This window comes from Duganella sp. (genome assembly GCF_039595735.1).
In the GTDB taxonomy this organism is placed as follows: domain Bacteria; phylum Pseudomonadota; class Gammaproteobacteria; order Burkholderiales; family Burkholderiaceae_D; genus Rugamonas.
This window is the reverse complement of sequence record NZ_JBCNLB010000015.1, coordinates 112,446-134,317: the sequence shown is the minus strand read 5'-3', so window position 1 is coordinate 134,317 and position 21,872 is coordinate 112,446. Positions and strand designations below refer to the sequence as shown.

Below are 21,872 nucleotides of genomic sequence, written 5' to 3'. Positions count from 1 at the left end.
GTTTAGTCCGTGGTGACTTCCGCGCCGTTGACGAAGTTGACGATGACGGGATTCACCACATCGCCGTGGGTCACAGGCCCCATATGGCCACCGCGTGTCTGCATGGCGGTGGCATTCGGCAGCGCGGCCCCCAGCTGCTCAACCAGCAGGCGGGTGGAGGCCGGGCTGCGTTCGCCGGACATGAGCAGCGACGGCATGGTCAACATGGACAAATCCGCCAACGTTGCCGGTTCACCCAACAGCGCCTCGAAGTCCAGCCGCACCTTGGCGATCTGCGCCACCATCTTGTCCTGCGCGCCGCGCGGCGCATCCTCGAAGGCCCCTGGGCGATTCCAGTAATCGATGAAAATGCGGGTGGCGTCGCGATCCGACGCACTGGCCTTGATGCCTTCCACCACGCTGACTATCTCCCTCTTGGCCGGATGCTGCGCCGGCAGCAGGTGGAAGGCCACCGGCTCGAACAGCGTGAGCGACAGCACGCGCTGAGGCATGCGGCGCGCCATGTGCAGGGCGCAGGCGCCGCCGAAGGAATGGCCGATCAAATGGAACGCTTCGCCCGGCTCCAGCTCCGAGGCGGTGGCGGCGATCACCGCGTCCACCTCGTGCGCCAGCGTATGGGTATAATCTTCGGCGGCATCGGCCGGGAACGGCGATGCGCCATAGCCAAGAAGATCGACCGCGATGCAGCGGTAAGCATCACCCAGTTGCGCTTTCAGCGACGACCACTGGGACTTGGAACTCATGGAGCTATGCAGCAGGACGACAGCAGGTTTCATTATCAGCCTGGTATGAAAAAAGCGAAGCGGGGATTATACCTGTGTATTGTCTATACCACTCCGTGCACTTTTTGCGCGGGACAGGAGTAGAGTAGAAGCTATGAATAATTCTAAAAAATTCGCAGGCCTGGCAGGTCTCGCCAGCGTGTTGTGGATGGGGGTAACCGCAGCGGTGGCCGCGAGTCAGAAGCGGCTGCTGTTCAACCCCCTTGGCAGCAAGCGTGAGGTACTCAAGCCTTATAGCAGTGGCCATCGCACCCGTCCTATTGTGGTGCGGGCCAAGGATGGCACACGCTTGTCCGGCTGGCTGATGACACCTCCGTTGGCCGGCCAGACGCCAGGCGTGGTGTATTTCGGCGGCCGCTCGGAAGAAGTGTCCTGGGTGGCGCGCGACGCCGGCAAGCTGTTTCCCGGCATGGCGGTGCTGGCGGTGAATTACCGCGGCTATGGCGATTCGCATGGCGACCCGGCGGAAGAACACTTCGTGGAAGATGGCCGCATGCTGTACGACTGGCTGAGCGAACGCCATCACGTCGATCCAAAGCGCATGGCGGTGGTTGGCCGCAGCCTTGGCTCCGGCGTGGCGGTGCAGGTGGCGATGGAGCGCGACGCCAATTCCATCGTGCTGATTACGCCTTACGACTCGATCCTGGCGATCGCCAAGCGCAAGTTCAAGGCGATTCCGGTGGAGTATGTGCTGCAGCATAAATTCGAGTCGATCAAGTACGCGCATCAGATCAAGGCGCCGACCTACGTGCTGCGCGCGGCGGTGGATGACATCGTGCCGCATTCGCATACCGATCTGCTGGTGGAAAAACTGGGGGCGCTGCATGCGGACGAAATCGTGCCCGACTCCGACCACATCAACATCCCCTATCTGGAATCCACGCAGACCCGCATCGCCAGTTTCCTGGCGAGCCGTTTCAATGCTTCCCGGTGAGCTGGTGATGCAGGCGGCGCAGGCCTAGCCACACGGCGCCGATCACCAGCGGCACGGCGATGCCGGTCATCAGGTCCGGATTGACCGGCGTGCCGCTGGCCTTCAGGGCCTTGCCGACATAGCCCACCAATCCCAGCGTGTAGTACGAGATCGCCGCCACCGACAGGCCTTCCACCGCCTGCTGCAGCCGCAGTTGCTGCGCCGCGCGCGCGTCCAGCGATTGCAGGATCTTTCGGTTCTGCTGTTCCTGTTCGATGCCGACCCGCGTGCGCAACAGGTCATTGGTGCGGGCGATACGTTTCGCAAGGCCTTCCTGCCGCTGCGTCACCGAGGTACAGGTGTTCATGGCCGGTGCCAGGCGTCGTCCCATGAATTCCGCCAGCGTCGGCGTGCCGGGAATGCGCACTTCGCGCAATTCCTGAATGCGCGACTGCACCAGGTTGAAGTAAGCCTGCGAGGCAGCGAAGCGGTAGCTGTTGTTGACCGAGATTTTCTCCAGCTGCGCGGCCAGGCTGGTAATCCGTTGCAGCATTTCCTGGTCGCCGTTGGCCTGGTTTTTGACCAGGGTGGCGGTCAGGTCGGCCAGTTCGTTCTCGATGCCGTTCAGCGCCGGCTGGGTGGCCTCGGCTTGCGGAAGGCCGAGCAGCGCCATCATGCGGTAGGTTTCGATTTCCAGCAGGCGGCCGACCAGGCGGCCGGGCTGGAATTCGCGCAGATGCTGGTCGCGCACCACAAAGCGGCTGAAGCCATCCGGATGGATCAGGAAGTCGGTCCATACTTCAGCGTTGCCGCCGCCGCTGCTGCCCACCAGCGATTTGCCCTGGTACAGATCACGGATGCTGGCGGCGAAGCTGTCGTCATCGGAGGCGTCCTTGCACAGCAGGACATGGGCGGCAACGATGATCTTGCCGTGCAGGCCGGCCAGCCATTCCTGCGGCACGTGCTGCACCGGCATGCGCTCGAATGCGGCGCGGAAGTCCATGCCCGCTTCGCCGCGTTCGACGAAGGTGTAGGTGGCGAATTCGGTGTGGCACTCCCACTTCAGGCGGAAGCGGCCAAAATCGTGAAAGAAGTAGCGCGCCTGTTCGTGCGGACCGGCCACCCCGTAGTGCAGGCAAAGCTGTTCCAGGATCTGGTGCTGGCTGCTGCGGTGGTTCTGGCGCGAGGGCTGGTCTTGCTGAAGATAGAGCGCGAAATGGGTGATGCTCTCGGGCGCCTGCAATTGCAGGAAGGGGCGAGAGTGGATTTCAGCCGATAGCGGGACGCGCATCGGGTGATTGAGCTTGGCGAAATCGGCGTTGGCACGATAGGCGAGCGACATGGACTTCCTTATTTTATTAACCGGGTATGTTTAGCGCATTGGCGCAATGGGAGCCCTGCAAGAAGCAGGCCAGATTGGCGAATGTGACAGCGGCGATTTCGCGCATGGCTTCAATGGTGAAGAAGCCTTGATGCCCTGTGACCAGTACATTCGGGAAGGTCATCAGTCGCTGGAAGACATCATCGGTAATAATGTCGCTGGAGTGATCGTGGAAGAAGAGGGTACTTTCCTGCTCGTAGACGTCGATCGCCAGCGCGCCCAGTTGCCCGGACTTCAGCGCGTCGATGACGGCGGCGGTGTCGATCAAGCCGCCGCGCGAGGTGTTGACCAGCATGGCGCCACGCTTCATGCGCGCCAGGCTGGCGGTGTTAATCATGTGGCGGGTGGCGTCCAGCAGCGGGCAATGCAGCGAGACGATGTCCGACTGCGCCAGCACCGCATCGAGCCCGGCGCGTTCGGCCACGCCATCCAGTTGCGGCGTCGGTGCGGGATCGCTGACCAGCACCTTGCAGCCCATGCCGTGGAAGATGCGCGCAGCGGCAGCACCGATCTGGCCGGCGCCGACGATGCCGACGGTTTTGCCGTGCAGCGTCATGCCCAGCAGGCCGTCCAGCGCGAAGTTGCCTTCGCGGACGCGCGCGTAGGCACGGTGGGTGCGACGGTTCAAGGTCATGACCAGGGCGAGCGCATGTTCCGCCACTGCTTCCGGCGCGTAGGCCGGCACGCGGGCCATGAACAGGCCCAGACGCGCGCCTTCTTTTACATCGACGTTATTGAAGCCGGCGCAGCGCAGCAGCACCGCGCGCACGCCCAGTGCTTGAAGGGCTTGCAGCACTGGCGCATCCAGCTTGTCGTTGACGAACACGCAGACGGCGCTGCAGCCTTGCGCCAGCGGCACGGTGTCCAGCTCCAGCCGGTCGGAGAAATAGACCGCTTCAACGCCGCCTGGACGTGCTTCGTCGAGAAAGCGGCGGTCGTAGGGCTGGGCGCTGTAGACGGCGATTTTCATGGCAGTTCCGGCGCCCACACCAGCAGGTCGGTGACGCCGATATCGATGCCGGCTTGAGACAGCAGCGTGCTAGCCTGGCCGCGATGGTGCGTCTGGTGATTGAAGAAGTGCAGCAGCACGCTGCCGAAGTGGCGGCGGTAGGCGTCGCCGCGCATGCTGCGGTATTCAAAGGTACGCGCCAGCTCGGCCTCGGTCAGTTGCGGCACCCACGCCAGGATGATAGCGTCCAGCTGTTCGCGGTAAGCGCGCAGCGTCGCCAGCTCGGTGCCGAAGGCGTGCGTCAGGCTGGTTGGCTGCGGCAGCGCCTTTGCGGCTTGCAGTGCCGCGAAACCGGCCGGGTGGGCGCTGAATCGCCTGAGCCAGATGGTATCGGCTGTCAGAAGGTGGTTGAGGGTGCCGCACAGGGAGCCGAAGAAAGCCTTGCGGTCGGCGGTGAATTCGTCCGGCGGCAGCTGGGCCGCCGCATCGTACAGCTTCTGGTTCATGTCCGCGTTGTAGCGGGCCAACAGGGCGAAGTACTCAGGTGTGCTCATTCGGTAGGGCGAAAGGATTGGATTGCAGGAAGATCTGGTCGTTCAGTTTTTGCAGCACCAGCGTGCGCTCTTCACTGCTCAGTGCCGGCAGACCGTCGCGCTCCGGCTCCAGCGTGGAGAGCAGGTCGCGCGTCATGGTTTTGCCGGACGGCGTGGTCTGGTCGTCTTTCAGTTTGCCCAGCGTGTAGGTGAGTACGCGGGTGGTCTGTTGCGCCTGCATCTCCAGCGTGGCCTTGGCCAGTGCGCCTTTGTCGTAGGCGATGTTGGTGGTGCTGCTGGCCGAGTCATCGATGGTGATGTATTTGTAATTCTGCGAGTTGGGCGACAGGTCCAGCGCCAGTCGGGCGTCCGCCTTCACCGGCGCGTGGTAGCGCGCCTTCAGGTGCGACTGCTGCTGTTGCGAGATGCCGCGGTCCAGCTGCGAGGTGCCGGTGATGGTGGTCTTTTGCGACAGTTCGTAGGCAAAGCTGTCCTTCTCCGTGATGCGCGCCGGGTTGGACGCCACCTCGGTCTGCGCGAACGATGCGTTGAAGTCGGCCAGCCCGGTGGTCATGGCACGATCCTGGTCGGTCAGCACAATGCCGCGCGGTGCAATGGCGGGCGTGCCGTAGTCGCTGTTCATGCCGGTGAAGGCGTCCTTGAACATGGAGATCATGGCGCCGTTGCCTTGTCCGCGCGCGCCGGCCTGGTCGACCTGCTGCAGATATTTGTTGAGCGCCTTGGCTTGCTGTTCCTTGCTGCCCCAACTGGCCGGCTGGCTCAGGTCCACCTTGATGTTGGCGCTGCCGGCAGGGCCGTTGAAGCTGAGCGTGCGCTGCGCGGCGTCAGCGTGGAATTCCAGTTGCTGCGTTTGGGTTGGACTGAGCTTGATCTGCCCCTTCAAATCCACCGACGACAGCGCGCCCTGATCGAACTGGGTCAGGCCGCCTACGTCGATGCGCGGCGGATCTTCAGTCAGGCCGTCGATCGATTTCTGGAAGGCCTCGGCTAATTTGCCCAGCGCCTTGCGCTCTGCCTCATTCAACTTGCCGCTGCTGTGCGCTTCAATGGCGATGCTGTTGTCGCCGGCGTCCAGCTTGAATTCGACCTTCACGCCGCTGCGGGTGGTGACGGTCAGCGCGATCTGGTTGTCGCCCATGCCGTGCTGCGACACCTGCGTCGGCGCGACCAGCATGTCGTAGGTATTGGCTTGCACGCCGCCAGGCGCCTGCTGAACGGCCTGGGAGAAGTCCTCGCCGTCATATGCCACCTGTTTCAGCAGCTCGCCGCCCAGGCCTTTGAGGCGGCCGGCTGCGGGCTGCTCGTTGAAATTACGCGCCATCATATTGGCGGCGGTACTGCGGGTGCGGTTTTCCCACACCAGCGCCTTGGCCGGTGTGTCGCCGGTCGCGCCGCCCAGCGATACCACGGTGGAGGAGCCGCTGCCGCTGCTGCCGGTAGCGCCGGAGGTGGACGTGCTGACACCAGCCGTCGCCGGGTTGGCAGCGGCCGGGGTGGTCCGGGTCAGAGAGGTTATCGTCGTCATGGACCCATTATAGGCTCAATGTCGCGTAAGCCGTCATTCCGGCGCGGTGGTTTTAGCGGTGCAGTCTTACCGGCGGCAGCACCTTGGCCCGCAGCCAGTCGGCCAGCGTGTGCGTCAGCATCGGCAAGGTGCCATGCAGCTGCAGCAGATGCTTCTGATACAGCAGCCGGTACAACACACTGGCCATCGATCCGCCAACGCGGTAGCTCCTGCCGGTAACCGGCCCGGTGAGCGCGCCGACCGCCGCCTGCTGGCCCAGCGAGATCAGCGAGCCGTAGTCGTGATAGCGGAAGTCCGGACGCGGCGTATCGTCCTTGCGCGCCAGCAGATCGGCCAGGAACATGGCCTGCTGGTGCGCCACCTGCGCGCGCGGCGGTGTCGGGCCTTTGACCGGGCAGACGTAGTTGGCGCAGTCGCCCAGCGCGTAAATACGGCCGTCGTTGGTGGAGCGCAGGCTGCCATCGACCATGATCTTCTTCAGGTGATTGACGCTCAGTCCCAATGTCGCACACAACGGCGGCGCTTCCACGCCGGCGGCCCACAAGGTCAAGTCGGCCGGATGGGCCTTGCCTTCGGCATCGGTCACCGCATCGGTGCTGACGCTGGCTACCGCAGTGCAAGTCAGCACATCGATCCCCAGCGAGCGCAGATGACGCGCAGCGCGCTGCGCCTGCAGCGGATCGAGTTGCGGCAGCAGATGCTGGCCGCGTTCGATCAGCGTGATGCGGATATCCTGCTCCGGGTCCAGTGCGTGCACACGGTACGCGGCCAGCGTGCGCGCCGTGTTGCTCAGCTCCGCCGCCAGTTCCACGCCGGTGGCGCCACCGCCGACAATCACCACATTGACCGGCTGCCTGTTTTCGCCGGCGTGGATGCAGACGTCGAAGAAGCGGCGGCGGAAGTGCTCCGCATCGGCCACGCTGTCCAGTGTCAGCGCATGCTCCTGCGCGCCCGGCACGCCGAAGAAATTGGTGACGGACCCCAGCGCCAGGACCAGCTTGTCGTAAGCGATCACGCGGCAGGCGCCATCGCCGCCGTTGCGTGGCGACAGGGTGATGGTTTGATGTGCGCGATCCATGCACAGCATATCACCCTGCACGAATTCAAAATCGTGATCCAGCGCCTGCGCGCTGAATGGCAGTTCGCTCACCTGCGGGTCGCACTTGCCGGAAGCGACCGTATGCAGCAAGGGCTTCCAGAAGTGGCCGGGCCAGCGGTCCACCAGCACGATACGCGCGCGCTTGCTGGCGCCGAGCGTGTCTCCAAGGCGGGTGGCGAGTTCGAGCCCGCCCGCACCGCCGCCGACGATGACGATGGTTTCCATATTGCGCCTCCAGTACAGATTAAAAAACTATGCGGCTCGGTGCAGCCCCGGTGCGGGGCGCCGCTGATCCGGCGTGTAGGGGCTGGCCTGCAGCTCGTGCAGGGCATCGAAGGTGATGAACTGGCGTGGACGCACCACGTCGGTGCCGTATGGCGCGACGGAGACGGTCCACAGGCCGGCATCGGCGGCGGCGCGCAGCGCAGGCACCGCGGTGTCGATGGCGATGGCGTTGTGCGGCGCTGCGCCGACCGCGTTCAGCGCGTGGACATAAGGACCGGCGCCGCTGGCGTTGTCGAAGTTCACGCCGCCGGCGACTACGCTGAACAGGCTGGTGACATCGGCGCCGAAATAGCGATCCAGCAGCGCAGACGTGGCGGGCGCCGGCAGGTCGGTCAGGATGCAGATCTTGCAGCCGGCAGCGGTGGCGTCCTCGATCAGCGCCAGCGCGGCGGCTTGCGCCTGCGGTGGTTTCGTCAGGATCGCCTGATGGAACTGGCGGTGCTTGTCTTCATACAGCTCCGCCACGCGCTGCTTCTCGCGCGACAGTGGCGGCACGCCGACAACGGCAGCGATGGCACGGGCGTAACCATGTGCGGCGGCGGCAGCGCGCAGCGCCGGCAAGGTCCAGCGTACCGACAGGCCGGCGTTGGCGAACGCCGCGTTGCAGGCTGCAAGGTGCAGCGCTTCGGTATCAAACAGAACGCCGTCCAGGCCCATGAAGATCACGTCTATGCTCATATTATTCTCGCTCAACGATGTCAGATGATTATCAATATAGAGGTAGAATGAACAAAAGAAAAATTAAAGATTTTCGATAAACGATAAGGAATGCTTATGTATCACGCGAGTTTTCGCCAGCTCCAGTCGCTGGTATTGGTGGGGCGCCACGAGAGCGTGTCGCGGGCGGCGGACGCCATGCACCTGACGCAGCCTGCGGTGTCGTTGCAAATCCGCACACTGGAGGAGATCGCCGGCATCGCGCTTACGCGCAAGGTGGGCCGCAACATCCAGCTGACGGCGGCCGGCGAAGTGATGGCGGAATTCTCCGAGCGCATCCTGCGCCTGTGGGAGCAGGCCACCGATGAACTGGCGGCGCTGCAGGGCGTGACTTCCGGTACGCTGCGCATCGGCGCGGTGACCACGGCGGAACACCTGCTGCCGCCGATGCTGGTGCCGTTCACGCTGGAGCGCCCGGACGTGCGCCTCAAGCTGCAGGTGGGGAACCGCACGGAGATCATCAACATGCTGGCGCGGCATGAGATCGAGCTGGCCATCATGGGCACGCCGCCGCGTGAGCTGCGCACCAACGCCGCCAAGTTCGCGCGCCATCCGATGGCCTTTGTCGCCAGCCCGTCGCACCCGCTGATGAAGAAGAAAAAAATCACCCTCAACGATGTGATGGCGGCCAACCTGCTGGTGCGCGAACGCGGCTCAGGCACGCGCACGGCGGTGGAAAAGCTGCTGCGCGAAGAGGGGCATGCGGCGGAATTCGGCTCCGAGGTATCGAGCAACGAGGCAATCAAGCGCATGGTGGCGGCCGGGCTGGGCGTCGGCTTCCTGTCGGTGCACGCCTGCGGTCTGGAATTTGAAGCCGGCCTGCTGGCCACGTTGCCGATCAACCTGGTGGAAGCGGACTGGCACATCATGCACCTTTCCGACCAGCCCATTCCCAAAGTGGCGGCGTCGTTCCAGGATTTTGTGATTGAAAACGGCCAGGATCTGGTGGCGCGCGAGCTGGAAGGCTTCACCAAACGGCTGGGAAAACGCAAATCGTATCGGTAAAGTGACCAATACAGTGGTGCTCACTGTTTGCATAAGTGTACTGGTCAATACCAGTACACTTGACCGTACAATGCAAATACACTTAGCCTAGGAACCACTCCAATGTCGCTTGAATTGCTGCTGCCCCTGTGCACTTTTGCCGCCGTCAGTTCCATCACGCCCGGCCCGAACAACGCCATGATCCTGGCCTCCGGCCTGAATTACGGCTTTGTGCGATCGCTGCCGCATCTGTTCGGTATTACCTGCGGCTTTGCGTTCATGATTTTCGCCACCGGCATGGGGCTGCACGCGGTGTTCGAACAGGTGCCGATGCTGCAGATTGTTCTTAAATACGGTGGCGCCATCTACCTGCTTTGGCTGGCGTGGAAACTGGCGCACGCGGCGCCGATGAGCGGCGAGCAGGCCGGCCTGTCCAAGCCGATGGGCTTCTTTGGCGCGGCTGCCTTCCAGTGGATTAATCCGAAGGCGTGGGTGATGTCGCTGAGCGCCTTGACCACCTATCTGCCGCAGGGCTTCAAGGTGGCCGACGTGGCCACCCTGGCGGGCGTGTTCGGCATCATCGGTATCTTCTGTGTCGGCGCCTGGGCGCTGTTTGGCGTGGCGATGCGCCGCGTGCTGCAGGACCCGCGTTCGGTCCGCGTCTTCAATATTGTGATGGCACTGCTGCTGGTGGCAACCCTGTATCCTATGCTGGCCTGATACCATAGCGGCTTTACCGGATTTTCGAAGGATTGCCCATGTTTCCTCGCACCGCGCTGTTGATTGCTGCCTTGCTGGCCGGCGCCGCCCACGCCGCCACCTTGCCGTCGGACCTGATGCTGCCGGTGCCGGAACGCGCCGCGCGCGGCTATGTGGAAAGCTGGGTGTTCAGCATCGAGATCGAATCGGACAAGCTGACCGGCATGGATGCCTGCCGCAAGATCCTGACCGAGCGTGGCTTCGTGCCGACGCTGTCCAAGACCGCCAGCACAGCCGCGCCATCGCTGCACTTCAAGGTCGCCGGCCACAAGGAATATGCGCAGGCCAGCACTGAAGCGGATGACACGCTGGCCGCTGTGCGGCAGGCCAAATGTCCCGGCACCCTGAGCTGGAACGTCAGCGTAAAACAGGCGCGCCGCTGATCAGTGTTTGATGTGCGGCAGCCGCAGTGCATGCAGGCGGTCGCAAATCTGATCCAGGTCGGCGTGCCGGGTGGCTTGCTGGGCCAGCAGGTAGCCGCGCGCGAACTGGATCGCCCCCGCCGATTGCGGATGCTGTAGCGCCAGTTCCTGCAGCAGCCGTTCGGCCACCACCACATCGTTGTGCTGCCCCAGCTCCTCCTGTACCGCCGCCAGCGTTTTCAGATACGTATGCGTGCCCTTGGCGCGATACAGCGAATGGAAGAACTCCAATGCGTAGCGGGCGCGCTTGGCGGCGATGCGCGTGCGGTGGGCGCTGGTGGCGTCCTCCTCGCTCATGCGGTTGGCGCGCTTGATCAGCGACTTATGCAGATGCTGCATGCTCTGGCGCGAGAATCTGGCCGCCGAGCCATTCAGCAGCGGCGCCGCCTGCAGCATCCACGACCCCAAGGTCAGCATCAGATGCGTGTAGCGCGGCGACAGGATGGCTTGCGCCGCCTCGCGCCGCCTGGCGTGCGCGGCTTCCAGTGCCAGCGCCTGCAACTCCATCTGCGGCGCATCGATGCGCGACAGCGTGGAAGTCAGCAGCACATCCCAGTCGCGCGCCGCGCCCAGCTGCGTGCCGAGCCAATCGATATCTTCCTGCAGCGCCGGCGGGCAGGGCGCCACGCTGGAAAACAGCTTCAGCGCCGAGCGCAGGCGGCGCACGCCGACACGCATCTGGTGCAGCGTTTCCGGATCATGGCCTTCCACCACCGCGACTTCATTGCGCTGGATGTGTTCGAGGCAGTTGCCCAGCACGGCGGGCAGGGCCTCGGCCAGCGTGGTGCCGGCGTCGAGCTGCAAGGCCTGCGCGCGGAAGGGCGCGTGGCCGGTTTCGCGCACCAGCAGGTAGCCGCGCTGCGCCTTGTTGATGTTGCTGATGCGCAGAGGGATATCGTCCAGCAGCTGCAGCGCAAACGCATACAGGCCGGCCGGATCGCCTTCCTTCAATTCCAGTTCGATCTCGTTGACGGCGACCTTGTGCGCCTTGCGCTCGATGTGGCCGACGTCCAGCGCCACTTCGATGCGGTTGCCGGCGCTTTCCACTTCCCAGCTGTGGCGCTCTACATCAACCACGAACAGTGAATCCAGCCGGTCCTTGAGATCCGGCGTGCCCAGTACGGACAGCCAGTGTTCATCATTGCCGATCAGCTTGCGCAGCCTGGCCAGACGCGGCCAGCAGCGATCCACCACGCCTTCCCATTCGTTACGGCGATGCAGGCCGCTTTGCACGCTGCCGCCAGCCTTCATGGTCTGTACCCACTCGCCGTTTTCCTTGCGCACGCGCAGGCCGGCGCCGTGGCGCAGCAGATGCAGGTCGGGTGTATCGAAATAGCGCGCGGTCAGCCGCTGCACGCGCGCGGGCGTGTCCAGCAGCGGGTGATGCAGCAGCTTGTCGTTATCCTCGGGGGCGAGCAAGAGTTTGAGTTCGACTTCCATCAGCTCAGTGTAGGCAAAAGCGGAGACCGGTGGCGCACGTTTTTACGGCTGCCGCGGCAAGGTCTGCAATAGTTGCGCCCAGGCAGGAACGGCGGCACGCCAGAAGGCATCGATCGTTTCCGCCTGTATATCCAGACCGAGGAAGCGGGCGGCCGGCAGCATGGCGGTGCGCAACAATTGCTGCGGATCGCTGCCATCGTCAAAGGCGATGGCGCCGGTTTGCTTGGACATCTTGTCGCCGTTTTCGTTCAGCACCACCGGCACATGCAGATAGCTGGGCTGGGGCAGCCCCAGCACCTGTTGCAGGTAAAGCTGGCGTGGCGTGGAATCCAGCAGATCGACGCCGCGCACGATATCGGTGATGCCTTGCGCGCCGTCGTCCACCACCACCGCCAGTTGATAGGCCCAGTAACGGTCGGCGCGGACGATGATGAAATCGCCCACCTCGGTGGTCAGATCCTGGCTGTAACGGCCGAACCAGCGGTCCTCGAACGACAGCACGCAGTGCGGCGACTGCGGCACTTTCAGGCGCAGGGCGCGGCCGACCTTGCCGGGCGCGAGGCCGTTGCGGCAGGTGCCGGGATAAATCGGCGCGTGGTGCGGGCTGAGCGACTGGTTCACTTGCGAGTCGGCGATCTCCCTGCGTGAGCAGCCGCAGGGATAGACCAGGTCGCCCAGCTGTTCCAGCGCCTGCTGGTACAGCGGATAACGCTGGGTTTGCCAGGTGACTTCGCCATCCCACAGCATGCCGCAGCGCTGCAGCGAATTGAGGATGTGCTGATCGGCGCCGTCCACATTGCGGGCGCCGTCCACATCCTCGATGCGCACCAGCCACTGGCCGTGATGCACCTTGGCATCGAGATAGCTGGCGATGGCGGCCACCAGCGAGCCGATATGCAATGGCCCGGTAGGCGAGGGCGCGAAGCGGCCGATGTAGGGAAGTCGAGCAGTCATGCCGATATTTTCGCATACAATGTGCGCGCGGAAATCCCGCACCGACCACTTACGCTCTCAGGACATCATGACAAAAATGAAGACATCCTTAGCTGCCTCGGCACTGGCCATGAGCCTCGTGCTGGCATTCCCGGCCCACGCAGACGCGGGTCAGACCGCCGTTGTGCAGGAAGCGCCGCTGCGCGCGCACCTGGCCTTCCTTGCCAGCGACCTGCTGGAAGGCCGCGGCACCGGCCAGCGCGGCGGCGACCTGACCGTGGCGTACCTGGAAGCGCAGGCCATGGCGCTGGGGCTGAAGCCGGGCAATGGCGACAGCTTCCGGCAGTCGGTACTGATCGCCGGCGTCAAAACGCAGCCGGCCGAGAGCACGCTGAAGCTGGAAGCGGGCGGCAAGCCGCTGGACCTCGCCTTTGGCAGGGACTGGGTATTTGCGCCGGGCGACGCGACCGCCGCGCACAGCTTCAATGCGGAGCTGGTATTCGTCGGCTATGGCATCACCGCGCCGGACCAGCAGTGGAATGATTTCAAGGGCATGGACCTGAAAGGCAAAGTGCTGGTCATGATGGTCAACGACCCGCAGCCGAGCGCCGAGCAGCCGAACCGCTTCAACGGCAAAGGCCTGACCTACTACGGCCGCTGGACCTACAAATTTGAGGAAGCGCAGCGCCAGGGCGCGGCCGGCGTGCTGCTGATCCACACCACGCCGACGGCATCGTACGGCTGGAGCGTGATCCAGAACAGCTGGTCGGGCGTGGAACGCTTCCAGCTGGCGGCGGGCACGCTGGGCACGCCGCTGCAGGGCTGGATCACGGACGACACGGCACGCGCCCTGTTTAGCGCGGCGGGCCAGGACCTGGACGCGCTGCGCGCCGCCGCCGAGAAGAAAGACTTCAAGCCGGTGCCGCTGGCCGCCAGACTGCATGGCGACATGAAGGCGGCGGTGCGCAAGGTCGAGCAGTTCAACGTGGCGGCGGTGGTGCCGGGCACGGATCCGAAACTGAAAGACGAAGTCGTGATCTACAGCGCGCACTGGGACCACCTGGGCAAGCAGGGCGACAGTGGCGACACGATCTTCAATGGCGCGGTTGACAATGCCTCCGGCTCGGCGGCACTGCTGGCGATGGCCGAACAGGCGCGCAAGGCGCCGGCCAGGCGCAGCCAGATGTTCCTGTGGGTGGCGGCGGAAGAGCAGGGCTTGCTGGGCAGCGCGGCGTATGCCTCGTCGCCGCTGTGGCCGTTGGCGAAAACCGCGGCCAACCTCAACCTGGACAGCCTGAACTTCATCGGCACCACGCGTGACATCGGCACACAAGGCAGCGAGCGTACCGAGCTGGGCAAGCTGGCCGAAACGGCGGCCAAGGCCATGGGCATGCAGATCGCGGCGGCCAAGCCGGATCTGGCGGGTGGCTACTTCCGCAGCGACCACTTCAACTTCGCGAAAAATGGCGTGCCGGCGTTCTCGGTCACCTCGGGCCGCGACTACATCAAGGACCCGGCGGGCGCCAAAGCCAAGGCCGACGCCTACGGCAAGCGCTACCACCAGGCCAGCGACGAATACGACCCTGGCTGGGACCTGTCCGGCATGGTCCAGACCGCGCAATACACGCTGAACCTGGGGCGCCTGATCGCCAACGGCGCCAAGCTGCCCGAGTGGAAAGCCGGCGACGCCTTCGCCGTCCCCCGCAACTAACAATCCGGGGTCAGGTCCGCCATTTCTACACGGCCTCTGCCGTAGCGTCGCTACGGCAGAGGCCGTGTAGAAATGGCGGACCTGACCCCGGAGTTAGCGGACGCTGAGGGTGATGGTGGTGCCGGTCAGGTCGATGCCTTTGATGGAGATGCTGCCAAAGCTGCTGCCTTCGGTGCCTTTTACCCGGATGTTGTTGAAGGCGATTTCGCCTATCGAGGACGGCAGGCTCAGCGTCAGTGAACCGTCTTTGTTGATGGTGGCCGCCGCCTTGCCCGGGTCGTAGACGACGTTTTTCATGCTGGTGTCGGCTTCCAGAAAACCCAGCACCGGGTTGAGCACCTTGCTGATTTCCCCCACCACTTCCAGGTTGCTGCCGCGCGCGCGTTTGACGGCGTTGACCAGCTCGTCGCTCAGGCCTTGCGCCGAGGTGCCGCCCAGCTCTTCTTCGCTCATGGCGCGCAGCGCGCGGTTGCTGACCGGCGCGCTGGCCGTCAGCGCCGCCGCCGGCAGCGCCGAGGCGGCGTAGGTTTCCAGCGGCGCCAGCAGCGAGGTGGCGAGCGCCGCCGCCATCCGCAATCGCCGCTGCTTGCGCAGGGCGCTTTCGATGTGCTCCTGGGTGATCAGGTTGAGGTCGGCAAAGATGTCGCCCAGCCGCTGGCCAGTCTTGCGCTGCAGTTCGATTGCGCTGGCCAGCTGTTCTTCGGTAATCAGCTGTTGCTTGACCAGCAGCTGACCCAGCATCGATTTGTGTTGGTTGCTTGATAGCCATCCCATCTCGTTCTCCTCAGGCGGATTTGCGCGGTGTGGTGGGCGCCTGCAGCACGTCCGGCCCCGGCCCCGGCTGGTGCGCCAGATGCTGGATGTCCGACGGCGCCATGCCGAACCAGCGCTTGCAGGCGCGGTAGAACGCGCTCGGCTCGGAAAAGCCCAGCTGGAAGCTCAGCATTTTCAACGATAGTTCGCCGGCGCTCAGCGATTGCCGCGCCAGTTCGCGCCGGGTGTCGTCGACCAGGTTGGTGAAGCTGGTGCCTTCCTCGGCCAGCCGGCGCTGCAGGGTGCGCTCGCTCATCATCATTTGCGCGGCGACGTCGTCGCGGTGCGGCGGGCCTTTCGGCAGCAGGCCGGCCAGCAGCGTTTGCACCTTGGCGCTGAAGGTCGGCGGTTGCGCCGCCGCCAGCGTGGCCAGCACGCCTTCGCCGCCGCCGTTCATCAGCGGCGGACTGGCCGGCAGCGCCGAGACCAGGTCGGTGTCGGAAAATTCCATGACGTTGTGCGGCATGTCGAAATGCACCGGGCAGCCGAAGGTTGCCTCGTAGGCGCGGGCGTTGGCCGGCGCCGGGAAGCTGTATTCGACCACCACCGGGGCGATGTCGTCGCGCCCGGCGGCGCAGCGCAGCGAGCGCAGCAGCACGCACCAGACGAAGTCGTAGCGCTGCTGCGGCACCTCGCGCCGCGCGCCCGGCAACACCAGCCCCACGCGCGTGTGGCCATGGCAGCGCTCGATCGAGCTTTGCACGGTGGGCGACACCAGCATGATGTGGCCCATCACGCCCAGCCAGCCGAGCCGGTGCGGCGTGGAGATTTTCAGCCCGATCAATGGGTCGCCCGATTGTTCCACCAGCAGTTGCCACAGGTGGCTCAGTTTGTCCGACAGGGTGAGGGCGTCGCACGCGATGCCATCGCCTTCGTCCAGTCCGGCCTGTGCAAACAGCGCTTCTGCTTGCACGCCGGATTGCGCCAGGCGCGATTTCACGCCGCGCACCAGATGCAGGGCGGAACAGTACGTCATGGCGTGACCGCAGCGCGCAGACGCAGGCCGATTTTTTCTTTCAGGCCCTGCAGCTTGGGATCGATCACCGGCCGGGTGTCGGCGGCCACCCCTTCGCCCAGGGTTTTCTGCATTTCCGGCAGCATGGCTTCAAATTTTTTCTTGACCGGCGATTCGAGGATGGCGATCAGCTGCCTGAGTTCTTCTTCTGTGTAGCGCTCGGCCAGCAGCGGGGCGATGGTGGTGGGAATCAGCCTGTCGGCGCTGGCGCGCGTGATCGGCGTGGCGTCGGCCATGAATTGTTTGGCCGCGCCGACGATGTCGTTCATGGCGGCGTCGCGCTTGTCCGGCGTGGCGCGCCCCTGCAGCATGGCACGTGCCTGCTGCACCGCGTCGGCCACCGGCACCTGCAGCATGGATTGGCCGATGGTGTCAATGTTCCACAGCTTGAGGACTTGATCCACCAGCGCCTGCTTGGCCGGCGTAACCGGCGCCGCGTGCGCGCTCAGGCAGGCTGCGCTCAAGGCCAGCAGCATCAGACCGTGTTTGGCTTGTTTCATATGTGCTCCTCCAAGGGTAAATCAAAAACGCTTGTTCAATTCAAAGCCGAAGTAGCGGACGTGGATGTCGCCGCGTACGTCTTGTCCCGCGTACGGGTTGTAAATCACGTTGAGGAAGGTGTTGCAGTTCATATTGCAGCTGGTGTTGGCCGGCGTGGTGAACTTGCCGGTCATGTAGGAACCGGTGACGTTGATGTCCAGGTTCTTGTTGATGCGGAAGCCGATGCCGGCGCTGCGCAGCCTGGTGTTGGGCAGCGGCGCCAGCAGGTCGATCTTGTCGGCCGGGATGGAGGTCTTGCGCGGCTCGTAGCCCAGTCGCACGGTCAGGCGCTCGATCGGGTTCAGCTGCAGGCCGTAGGCCAGGTTGACCACGCTCTTGTAGCCGCGCGGGATGATCAGTTTGCCGGAATCCGGTATGCCGTACAGCCGTGCCACTTCCAGCAGCTTGACGCTCTGGTCGAACTGGAAGCGCAGCGCATCCCAGTCGCTCCAGCGCGCGTAGCTGGCATCCACATTCAACTGGATGTATTTCACCGGCTTGAGTTTCACGCCCACCTGCAGGTGCGCAGGGAAGGGGATGGTGGCGCTCATATTGCCCTTCTGTTCGGCCGGGATCGACGAGGGGAAGCCCAGCACCGCGCCGGCGATCGGCCCCAGCAGGCTGGCATTCATGCCGCGCACGAAGTTGCGCAGCATGGGCTCGGCCTTGAACACGTAGCTGCCGGTGTAGTGCGTTTTGGAGCCGCTTTGGAAGACGGCGCCCAGCGCAAATTTGGGCGATGGTTCCCACAGCACGCCGATGTTGATGGTCGGGTCGAATGGCGCGGTCATTTCCAACCGCATATTGGCCGCTTTCTTGAACGGGCTGACCATGCCGTCCTTGCCGCCGCCGCACACGCCAAAGCCGAACACGTCGATGATGTTGCCGCCGTTTTCCGGGCACCAGCCTTTTTGCAGCTGGCCGAACACGCCCAGCAGTTCGTTGGGGAAGCGCATATTGGTGTCGACCACAAAGGCCGCGTGCGCGATCGGTACCGACACGCCAAAGCGCAGCGTGTCGGAGAACTTGTAGCCGACCGACGGCGCGGCGTACACCAGGCGCTGGATCTGCTGTTGCCGGCCCTGGTACTGGCCGGGATCGTTGGGATCGGTGGTGCGGTCCAGGCTCATGGCCTGCGACATATAGCTGTCGGTGGCAAAAGTCCACGGCGAGCCGGGCTTGTTCCATGCCATGCCGATGCCGGGCACGGCCACCGCCGGCAGACGCCAGCCCGGCATGCCGTAGCCGGGCACGTACATCACTTGCCGCACCGGGCCGGTGGAGGTGTTGGACAACGGATCGTCGCGCCAGCCGCCGACGTCAAAGCCCTCGCCCGGCTTGAAGCTGGCGCTGGTGCGGATCGAGGCCACGAAGTTGTGGATGCTTTCACTGTCCCCTTCCAGCCGCGCCAGGCCGGCCGGGTTGAAGTGGATCGAGGCGATGCCCGGCGGGTCGGCCGTCACCGCATTCCCCAGCGCCATCGCCACCACGCTGGTGGTGAGGTTTTCGGTCAGCGCGGCATGCGCCGGCACGCTCAACGTGCCGGCCACGGCGGTAGCGATGGCGAGGCGGCGCATATCAGAAGCTCAGCGGCAGGTTCATGCCCACGATCAGATTGGGCGAGTCCGGCGTCAGGCCGATGCCGACCGAGAAGTTGACCGTGGTCTTGGGCGAGATGCGGTAACCCAGGCCCAGGTTGAGGATGCCGGAAGTCTGCATATGGGTCTTGGCTTCCAGGCCGTCGGCAAAGCGCAGCTTGGAACCGGCCGAAATCGCTTCCTGGAAGGAGACGGTGGTGGAGATGCCATACGACAGCGCGTACGCGAAGCCCAGCCCGAAGCCGACGCTGGGTCCCGGCGCCACGCGCGTCAGGATGCGCGTGCCGTTCACCTGCCACAGGTTCCTGGCCGGCAGGCTGGCGGTGAAGTTGAGCGAGCCGAACAGCGCGACCGGATCAACGATCTTGTTGACGTTGACGCCGACGGTGGCGGCGCCGACGCCGCTGCCGGTAGCTTCGCCGCTGCCGGCGATGATCTTGAACGGGCTGCGGCCGGTCGGCAGGCGCACATTGCCGGTCAGCGTCAGGCCGGGCTGGTCGCGGCGCGCTTCAAACGGTTGCCAGCGCGCGCCCAGGCCGATGTCGCCGATCGAATTCGACAGGCCGCTGCGCGCGGCGGTGTCGGCGTAGCGCGAGATCAGCGGCAGGGTCAGGTTGGCGGTCAGGTTGTCGCGCACGCCGTAGTCGGCCGAGAAGGTGTTGGTCACCGTGTGCGAGTTGTTGTTTTCAATGTTGAACAGGCTGGCGCTGCCGTTGGCGATGTCGGTGACGATGCGTTCTTCGCCCACATAGCTGTAGCTGAGGTCATAGGTCAGCGCCAGCTGGTTGCGGCGGATCAGGGTATATTGCTTGTCGACCGCGGTGAGGGTCTGCTTGAGCAGGGCGCTCTGGTCGCCTTCGCCTTCTTTCTTGGCCAGCGCGTCGCGCGCGGCATCAGCGGTGGCAGCTTGCTGTGCCAGCGCGGGCGCGGCCATGAGTCCGAGAACGACAGCGAAAGGGATGGTGCGTAACATCATGTCGGCTTCCTTGAAAGAGGGGATTAATTGCGGTGCATCCAGGTGCCGGCTGCGCCCGAGTTCACGGCGCGCATCAGCAGCTGTGCGGAATTGCTGAGAGGGTCCTGCCGGCCCTTGCCGGTCACGCGGTCCATGTCCACCACGCCCAGTTCCTGGTCGCTCAGGGCCAGCTGGCGCACCGGTTGCTGGCCCTGGGCCGGCGAGATGATGAACAGGGTGTTCTTGTCCCACCAGCGGGCGAATTCCTCCACCGAGAACACGATGTTGCCGGCCGACGGATCGGCAATGTAGACCACGCCGTCACGGATGCCGCGCAGCACCACGAAGTGCTTGGAGCCGGCATAGTCAATTGGCACAATGGCCGGTTCGTCCAGCGTTTTCAGGTCCTTGATCTCGGCCTTGAAGCCGGCGCCGGACAGGCCCATGGAGCCGACATAGCGCTTCATGTCCAGCAGCGAGAAGCCGCGCCGTTCGATGATTTTGTCCTTCTCGCCTTTCTCCAGCATGCCTTCCATGGCTTGCTGTTCGTTGACCATCACGCCGAGGTGGTAGTTGAGGATGGTCACCAGCGCGGCCGAGCCGCAGCTGTAGTCAAAGGCCTGGCGCACGATGTGTTTGTACTTGAGCTCGGAGAACGGCTCCAGCCGCACCGATTGCACGTAGGCGCCGCCGCCCAGCAGGGGCTGCGGCATCTCGTACTGGTCCTTGGGACGGTCTTGTGGTTCGTGTCGGGACATGACACCGGCGCCGCCGATGATGGCGGCGAGTACGCCCAGCAGTAGTGCCAGCATGGTTCAGACCACGTAGACCACGTGCGCGCGCAGGCGGGAAAAAGTGCGGGCGTAGGCTGCGCCCAGAGGCGTCCGGCGCCCCAGTGCTGATTTCATGCTGTGTCTCCAATGTTCTCGATTAGAACGGTCGTGCTTTATTTAAGCGACAACTCGTCTTTTCATTTTTGTAAGTCATTAACGCATGGTTTTCCGCGCCGCCGCATCTCCTTTTTTAGAAACGTGACTCTAGGTTTTGGCTTGGAACTTATGCTACGGCACGCAACAGGCGCACAACACAGCGCTCACTCTGGATGGCTCTCAGGGCCAAGTCGTTGGCTTTCGCGGTCAGCGCGCCATGCTGGACCCGTGGCGCGACCGACTCATATGATTAATTTAATTAATATTCAAATATTAAGATTTTCACGGACCGGAGCGCGGCGCGCCGGGGCTCCTACCCGGAGCGTTGGGCGCGCCGCACGGCCGTGAGCCAGATAAAAAACTTACTCATACAACCGGAGATACCAAATGCACATCATCAAATCCGCAGTCGCAGCAGCCCTGGCAACCCTGGCGTTCTCGGCATCGGCCATGACCCCGATCCAGGACGCCGAACTGAGCACCGTCAGCGGCCAGGACGGCGTGTCGATCGCTGCCAACCTGAACATCAAGATCGATTCCTTCGTCTACACCGACACCGACGCGCTGGACGCCAACGGCCTGGGCGGCGGCTCGGTCTCGTTCAACGGCATCAAGGTCAACGGCCTGATCGCCGCCAACATCGACATCCTGTCGAAGAACTCCTTCCTGGCCGCGGCCGGCGCCGCTGGCGTGACCAACCCGGGCACCTTCTACAACCCGGCCACCGGCGGCGACGTGGTGCAGATCGCCATCCCTTCGACCGTGGTGGCGGATGGCCACTACCTGAACGTGTCGGTGGACTCGATCAAGATGGGCAACAACGCTGCCTCGTTCGGTTCGGTCGCCATGAACCAGATCGACATGCGCGGCACCACCGTGTGGATCTTCGCGCACTGATCGGCGCGGCTTCCCAGGCCTGTAGCTTGGCCTGAGGAGTCATGGACGGTACTGACTGCGGGGCCATACACTGGTCCCGCAGTATCAAAAAAACACACAGCGATAAAAAACCATTAACGGAGACGATCACATGCAATTCTTCAAAACCGCCATTGCAGCAGCCCTGGCAACCGTGGCTTTCTCGGCATCGGCCATGACCCCTATTCAAGACGCAGAGCTGAGCACTGTCAGCGGCCAGGATGGCGTGTCGATCGCGGCCAACCTGAACATCAAGATCAACTCCTTCACCTACACCGACACCGATGCGCTGGACGCCAACGGCCTGGGCGGCGGCTCGGTCTCGTTCAACGGCATCAAGGTCAACGGCCTGATCGCCGCCAACATCGACATCCTGTCGAAGAACTCCTTCCTGGCCGCGGCCGGCGCCGCTGGCGTGACCAACCCAGGCACCTTCTACAACCCGGCCACCGGCGGCGACGTGGTGCAGATCGCCATTCCATCGACCGTGGTGGCGGATGGCCACTATCTGAACGTGTCGGTCGACTCGATCAAGATGGGCAACAATGCTGCCTCGTTTGGTTCGGTCGCCATGAACCAGATCGACATGCGCGGCACCACCGTGTGGATCTTCGCTCACTAATCAGTTGAGCGGCGGCGGCCCCGGGGGCGGG

Annotated in this window: 22 protein-coding genes; 7 read left to right on the top strand and 15 right to left on the bottom strand. The window is 64.0% G+C overall.

The features are described 5' to 3' along the window. Window positions 1–2: 2 nt before the first annotated feature. Window positions 3–776, bottom strand: a complete 774-nt coding sequence (locus tag ABDW57_RS21565) for an alpha/beta fold hydrolase (protein WP_343732206.1) — start codon at window positions 774–776, stop codon at window positions 3–5. Window positions 777–876: 100 nt separating this feature from the next. On the opposite strand from ABDW57_RS21565, the gene ABDW57_RS21560 reads away from it, so the two are divergent. Continuing rightward, window positions 877–1,716: an alpha/beta hydrolase gene (locus tag ABDW57_RS21560; protein ID WP_343732205.1), complete on the top strand. Its 840-nt coding sequence runs from the start codon at window positions 877–879 to the stop codon at window positions 1,714–1,716. Here ABDW57_RS21560 and ABDW57_RS21555 read toward each other — a convergent pair. Genes ABDW57_RS21555 through ABDW57_RS21530 form a run of 6 tightly spaced genes read right to left on the bottom strand, consistent with a single transcriptional unit; the run spans window position 1,700 to window position 8,166 of the window. Further along, a complete protein-coding gene (locus ABDW57_RS21555) occupies window positions 1,700–3,037 on the bottom strand; it encodes a DUF3422 domain-containing protein (protein WP_343732204.1) in 1,338 nt (445 codons plus the stop codon). The genes ABDW57_RS21560 and ABDW57_RS21555 overlap by 17 nt on opposite strands. Window positions 3,038–3,053: 16 nt before the next feature. Further along, complete coding sequence (locus tag ABDW57_RS21550; RefSeq protein WP_343732203.1) at window positions 3,054–4,046, bottom strand: 2-hydroxyacid dehydrogenase; 993 nt, start codon at window positions 4,044–4,046, stop codon at window positions 3,054–3,056. After that, window positions 4,043–4,579: a DinB family protein gene (locus ABDW57_RS21545; RefSeq protein ID WP_343732202.1), complete on the bottom strand. Its 537-nt coding sequence runs from the start codon at window positions 4,577–4,579 to the stop codon at window positions 4,043–4,045. The genes ABDW57_RS21550 and ABDW57_RS21545 overlap by 4 nt, the downstream gene beginning before the upstream one ends. Next, window positions 4,566–6,104: a hypothetical protein gene (locus ABDW57_RS21540; RefSeq protein ID WP_343732201.1), complete on the bottom strand. Its 1,539-nt coding sequence runs from the start codon at window positions 6,102–6,104 to the stop codon at window positions 4,566–4,568. Before ABDW57_RS21540 ends, ABDW57_RS21545 begins: the two co-directional genes overlap by 14 nt. 52 nt (window positions 6,105–6,156) lie before the next feature. After that, the gene (locus ABDW57_RS21535; protein WP_343732200.1) at window positions 6,157–7,428 is read right to left on the bottom strand and encodes an NAD(P)/FAD-dependent oxidoreductase; all 1,272 of its coding nucleotides are present in this window, start codon (window positions 7,426–7,428) and stop codon (window positions 6,157–6,159) included. 27 nt (window positions 7,429–7,455) lie between these two features. Next, window positions 7,456–8,166 (bottom strand): HAD family hydrolase, encoded by a 711-nt coding sequence (locus ABDW57_RS21530; protein WP_343732199.1) that lies wholly within the window; start codon window positions 8,164–8,166, stop codon window positions 7,456–7,458. Window positions 8,167–8,262: 96 nt separating this feature from the next. Between ABDW57_RS21530 and ABDW57_RS21525 the strand changes: the two genes are divergently transcribed. The 3 genes from ABDW57_RS21525 to ABDW57_RS21515 all read left to right on the top strand — a co-directional run bounded on the left by ABDW57_RS21525 (window position 8,263) and on the right by ABDW57_RS21515 (window position 10,331). Next, entirely contained in the window at window positions 8,263–9,210 is a 948-nt protein-coding gene (locus ABDW57_RS21525) for a LysR family transcriptional regulator (RefSeq protein WP_343732198.1), read from the top strand. Window positions 9,211–9,312: 102 nt separating this feature from the next. After that, the gene (locus ABDW57_RS21520; RefSeq protein ID WP_343732197.1) at window positions 9,313–9,909 is read left to right on the top strand and encodes a LysE family translocator; all 597 of its coding nucleotides are present in this window, start codon (window positions 9,313–9,315) and stop codon (window positions 9,907–9,909) included. Between the two features lie 38 nt (window positions 9,910–9,947). After that, window positions 9,948–10,331: a hypothetical protein gene (locus ABDW57_RS21515; protein ID WP_343732196.1), complete on the top strand. Its 384-nt coding sequence runs from the start codon at window positions 9,948–9,950 to the stop codon at window positions 10,329–10,331. Here ABDW57_RS21515 and ABDW57_RS21510 read toward each other — a convergent pair whose 3' ends face one another. Together ABDW57_RS21510 and gluQRS are read right to left on the bottom strand one after the other, a co-directional pair. Continuing rightward, entirely contained in the window at window positions 10,332–11,810 is a 1,479-nt protein-coding gene (locus ABDW57_RS21510; RefSeq protein ID WP_343732195.1) for a CHAD domain-containing protein, read from the bottom strand. It abuts the gene before it with no gap. Window positions 11,811–11,852: 42 nt separating this feature from the next. After that, entirely contained in the window at window positions 11,853–12,764 is a 912-nt protein-coding gene (gene gluQRS, locus ABDW57_RS21505) for a tRNA glutamyl-Q(34) synthetase GluQRS (protein ID WP_343732194.1), read from the bottom strand. 67 nt (window positions 12,765–12,831) lie between these two features. On the opposite strand from gluQRS, the gene ABDW57_RS21500 reads away from it, so the two are divergent. Beyond that, window positions 12,832–14,454, top strand: a complete 1,623-nt coding sequence (locus tag ABDW57_RS21500) for a M28 family peptidase (RefSeq protein ID WP_343732193.1) — start codon at window positions 12,832–12,834, stop codon at window positions 14,452–14,454. A 93-nt stretch (window positions 14,455–14,547) separates the two neighbouring features. On the opposite strand, the gene ABDW57_RS21495 is transcribed toward ABDW57_RS21500, so the two are convergent. From ABDW57_RS21495 to ABDW57_RS21470, 6 genes are read right to left on the bottom strand one after another with little or no spacing between them, the layout of a single operon-like run. After that, window positions 14,548–15,228 carry a hypothetical protein gene (locus tag ABDW57_RS21495; protein WP_343732192.1) on the bottom strand — a complete coding sequence of 227 codons (681 nt, stop codon included), beginning with the start codon at window positions 15,226–15,228 and terminating at the stop codon, window positions 14,548–14,550. Between the two features lie 10 nt (window positions 15,229–15,238). Continuing rightward, window positions 15,239–16,243, bottom strand: coding sequence for an AraC family transcriptional regulator (locus ABDW57_RS21490; protein ID WP_343732191.1), 1,005 nt, complete (start codon window positions 16,241–16,243; stop codon window positions 15,239–15,241). Further along, window positions 16,240–16,782 (bottom strand): DUF2059 domain-containing protein, encoded by a 543-nt coding sequence (locus tag ABDW57_RS21485; protein WP_343732190.1) that lies wholly within the window; start codon window positions 16,780–16,782, stop codon window positions 16,240–16,242. The genes ABDW57_RS21490 and ABDW57_RS21485 overlap by 4 nt, the downstream gene beginning before the upstream one ends. Window positions 16,783–16,803: 21 nt before the next feature. After that, window positions 16,804–18,399: an outer membrane protein transport protein gene (locus tag ABDW57_RS21480; protein ID WP_343732189.1), complete on the bottom strand. Its 1,596-nt coding sequence runs from the start codon at window positions 18,397–18,399 to the stop codon at window positions 16,804–16,806. Between the two features lies 1 nt (window position 18,400). Continuing rightward, the gene (locus ABDW57_RS21475; RefSeq protein ID WP_343732188.1) at window positions 18,401–19,396 is read right to left on the bottom strand and encodes a transporter; all 996 of its coding nucleotides are present in this window, start codon (window positions 19,394–19,396) and stop codon (window positions 18,401–18,403) included. A 23-nt stretch (window positions 19,397–19,419) separates the two neighbouring features. Beyond that, the gene (locus ABDW57_RS21470; protein WP_343732187.1) at window positions 19,420–20,187 is read right to left on the bottom strand and encodes a C39 family peptidase; all 768 of its coding nucleotides are present in this window, start codon (window positions 20,185–20,187) and stop codon (window positions 19,420–19,422) included. Between the two features lie 504 nt (window positions 20,188–20,691). Between ABDW57_RS21470 and ABDW57_RS21465 the strand changes: the two genes are divergently transcribed. Together ABDW57_RS21465 and ABDW57_RS21460 are read left to right on the top strand one after the other, a co-directional pair. After that, entirely contained in the window at window positions 20,692–21,201 is a 510-nt protein-coding gene (locus ABDW57_RS21465) for a DUF6160 family protein (protein ID WP_343732186.1), read from the top strand. Between the two features lie 130 nt (window positions 21,202–21,331). Continuing rightward, entirely contained in the window at window positions 21,332–21,841 is a 510-nt protein-coding gene (locus ABDW57_RS21460; RefSeq protein WP_176646486.1) for a DUF6160 family protein, read from the top strand. The last annotated feature ends 31 nt before the right edge of the window (window positions 21,842–21,872 follow it).

Excerpts from the sequence above, each read along its gene's own strand:
- ABDW57_RS21565 (WP_343732206.1), bottom strand. The coding sequence starts at position 776 with ATGAAACCTGCTGTCGTCCTGCTGCATAGCTCCATGAGTTCCAAGTCC.
- ABDW57_RS21560 (WP_343732205.1), top strand. The coding sequence starts at position 877 with ATGAATAATTCTAAAAAATTCGCAGGCCTGGCAGGTCTCGCCAGCGTG.
- ABDW57_RS21555 (WP_343732204.1), bottom strand. The coding sequence starts at position 3,037 with ATGTCGCTCGCCTATCGTGCCAACGCCGATTTCGCCAAGCTCAATCAC.
- ABDW57_RS21550 (WP_343732203.1), bottom strand. The coding sequence starts at position 4,046 with ATGAAAATCGCCGTCTACAGCGCCCAGCCCTACGACCGCCGCTTTCTC.
- ABDW57_RS21545 (WP_343732202.1), bottom strand. The coding sequence starts at position 4,579 with ATGAGCACACCTGAGTACTTCGCCCTGTTGGCCCGCTACAACGCGGAC.
- ABDW57_RS21540 (WP_343732201.1), bottom strand. The coding sequence starts at position 6,104 with ATGACGACGATAACCTCTCTGACCCGGACCACCCCGGCCGCTGCCAAC.
- ABDW57_RS21535 (WP_343732200.1), bottom strand. The coding sequence starts at position 7,428 with ATGGAAACCATCGTCATCGTCGGCGGCGGTGCGGGCGGGCTCGAACTC.
- ABDW57_RS21530 (WP_343732199.1), bottom strand. The coding sequence starts at position 8,166 with ATGAGCATAGACGTGATCTTCATGGGCCTGGACGGCGTTCTGTTTGAT.
- ABDW57_RS21525 (WP_343732198.1), top strand. The coding sequence starts at position 8,263 with ATGTATCACGCGAGTTTTCGCCAGCTCCAGTCGCTGGTATTGGTGGGG.
- ABDW57_RS21520 (WP_343732197.1), top strand. The coding sequence starts at position 9,313 with ATGTCGCTTGAATTGCTGCTGCCCCTGTGCACTTTTGCCGCCGTCAGT.
- ABDW57_RS21515 (WP_343732196.1), top strand. The coding sequence starts at position 9,948 with ATGTTTCCTCGCACCGCGCTGTTGATTGCTGCCTTGCTGGCCGGCGCC.
- ABDW57_RS21510 (WP_343732195.1), bottom strand. The coding sequence starts at position 11,810 with ATGGAAGTCGAACTCAAACTCTTGCTCGCCCCCGAGGATAACGACAAG.
- gluQRS (WP_343732194.1), bottom strand. The coding sequence starts at position 12,764 with ATGACTGCTCGACTTCCCTACATCGGCCGCTTCGCGCCCTCGCCTACC.
- ABDW57_RS21500 (WP_343732193.1), top strand. The coding sequence starts at position 12,832 with ATGACAAAAATGAAGACATCCTTAGCTGCCTCGGCACTGGCCATGAGC.
- ABDW57_RS21495 (WP_343732192.1), bottom strand. The coding sequence starts at position 15,228 with ATGGGATGGCTATCAAGCAACCAACACAAATCGATGCTGGGTCAGCTG.
- ABDW57_RS21490 (WP_343732191.1), bottom strand. The coding sequence starts at position 16,243 with ATGACGTACTGTTCCGCCCTGCATCTGGTGCGCGGCGTGAAATCGCGC.
- ABDW57_RS21485 (WP_343732190.1), bottom strand. The coding sequence starts at position 16,782 with ATGAAACAAGCCAAACACGGTCTGATGCTGCTGGCCTTGAGCGCAGCC.
- ABDW57_RS21480 (WP_343732189.1), bottom strand. The coding sequence starts at position 18,399 with ATGCGCCGCCTCGCCATCGCTACCGCCGTGGCCGGCACGTTGAGCGTG.
- ABDW57_RS21475 (WP_343732188.1), bottom strand. The coding sequence starts at position 19,396 with ATGATGTTACGCACCATCCCTTTCGCTGTCGTTCTCGGACTCATGGCC.
- ABDW57_RS21470 (WP_343732187.1), bottom strand. The coding sequence starts at position 20,187 with ATGCTGGCACTACTGCTGGGCGTACTCGCCGCCATCATCGGCGGCGCC.
- ABDW57_RS21465 (WP_343732186.1), top strand. The coding sequence starts at position 20,692 with ATGCACATCATCAAATCCGCAGTCGCAGCAGCCCTGGCAACCCTGGCG.
- ABDW57_RS21460 (WP_176646486.1), top strand. The coding sequence starts at position 21,332 with ATGCAATTCTTCAAAACCGCCATTGCAGCAGCCCTGGCAACCGTGGCT.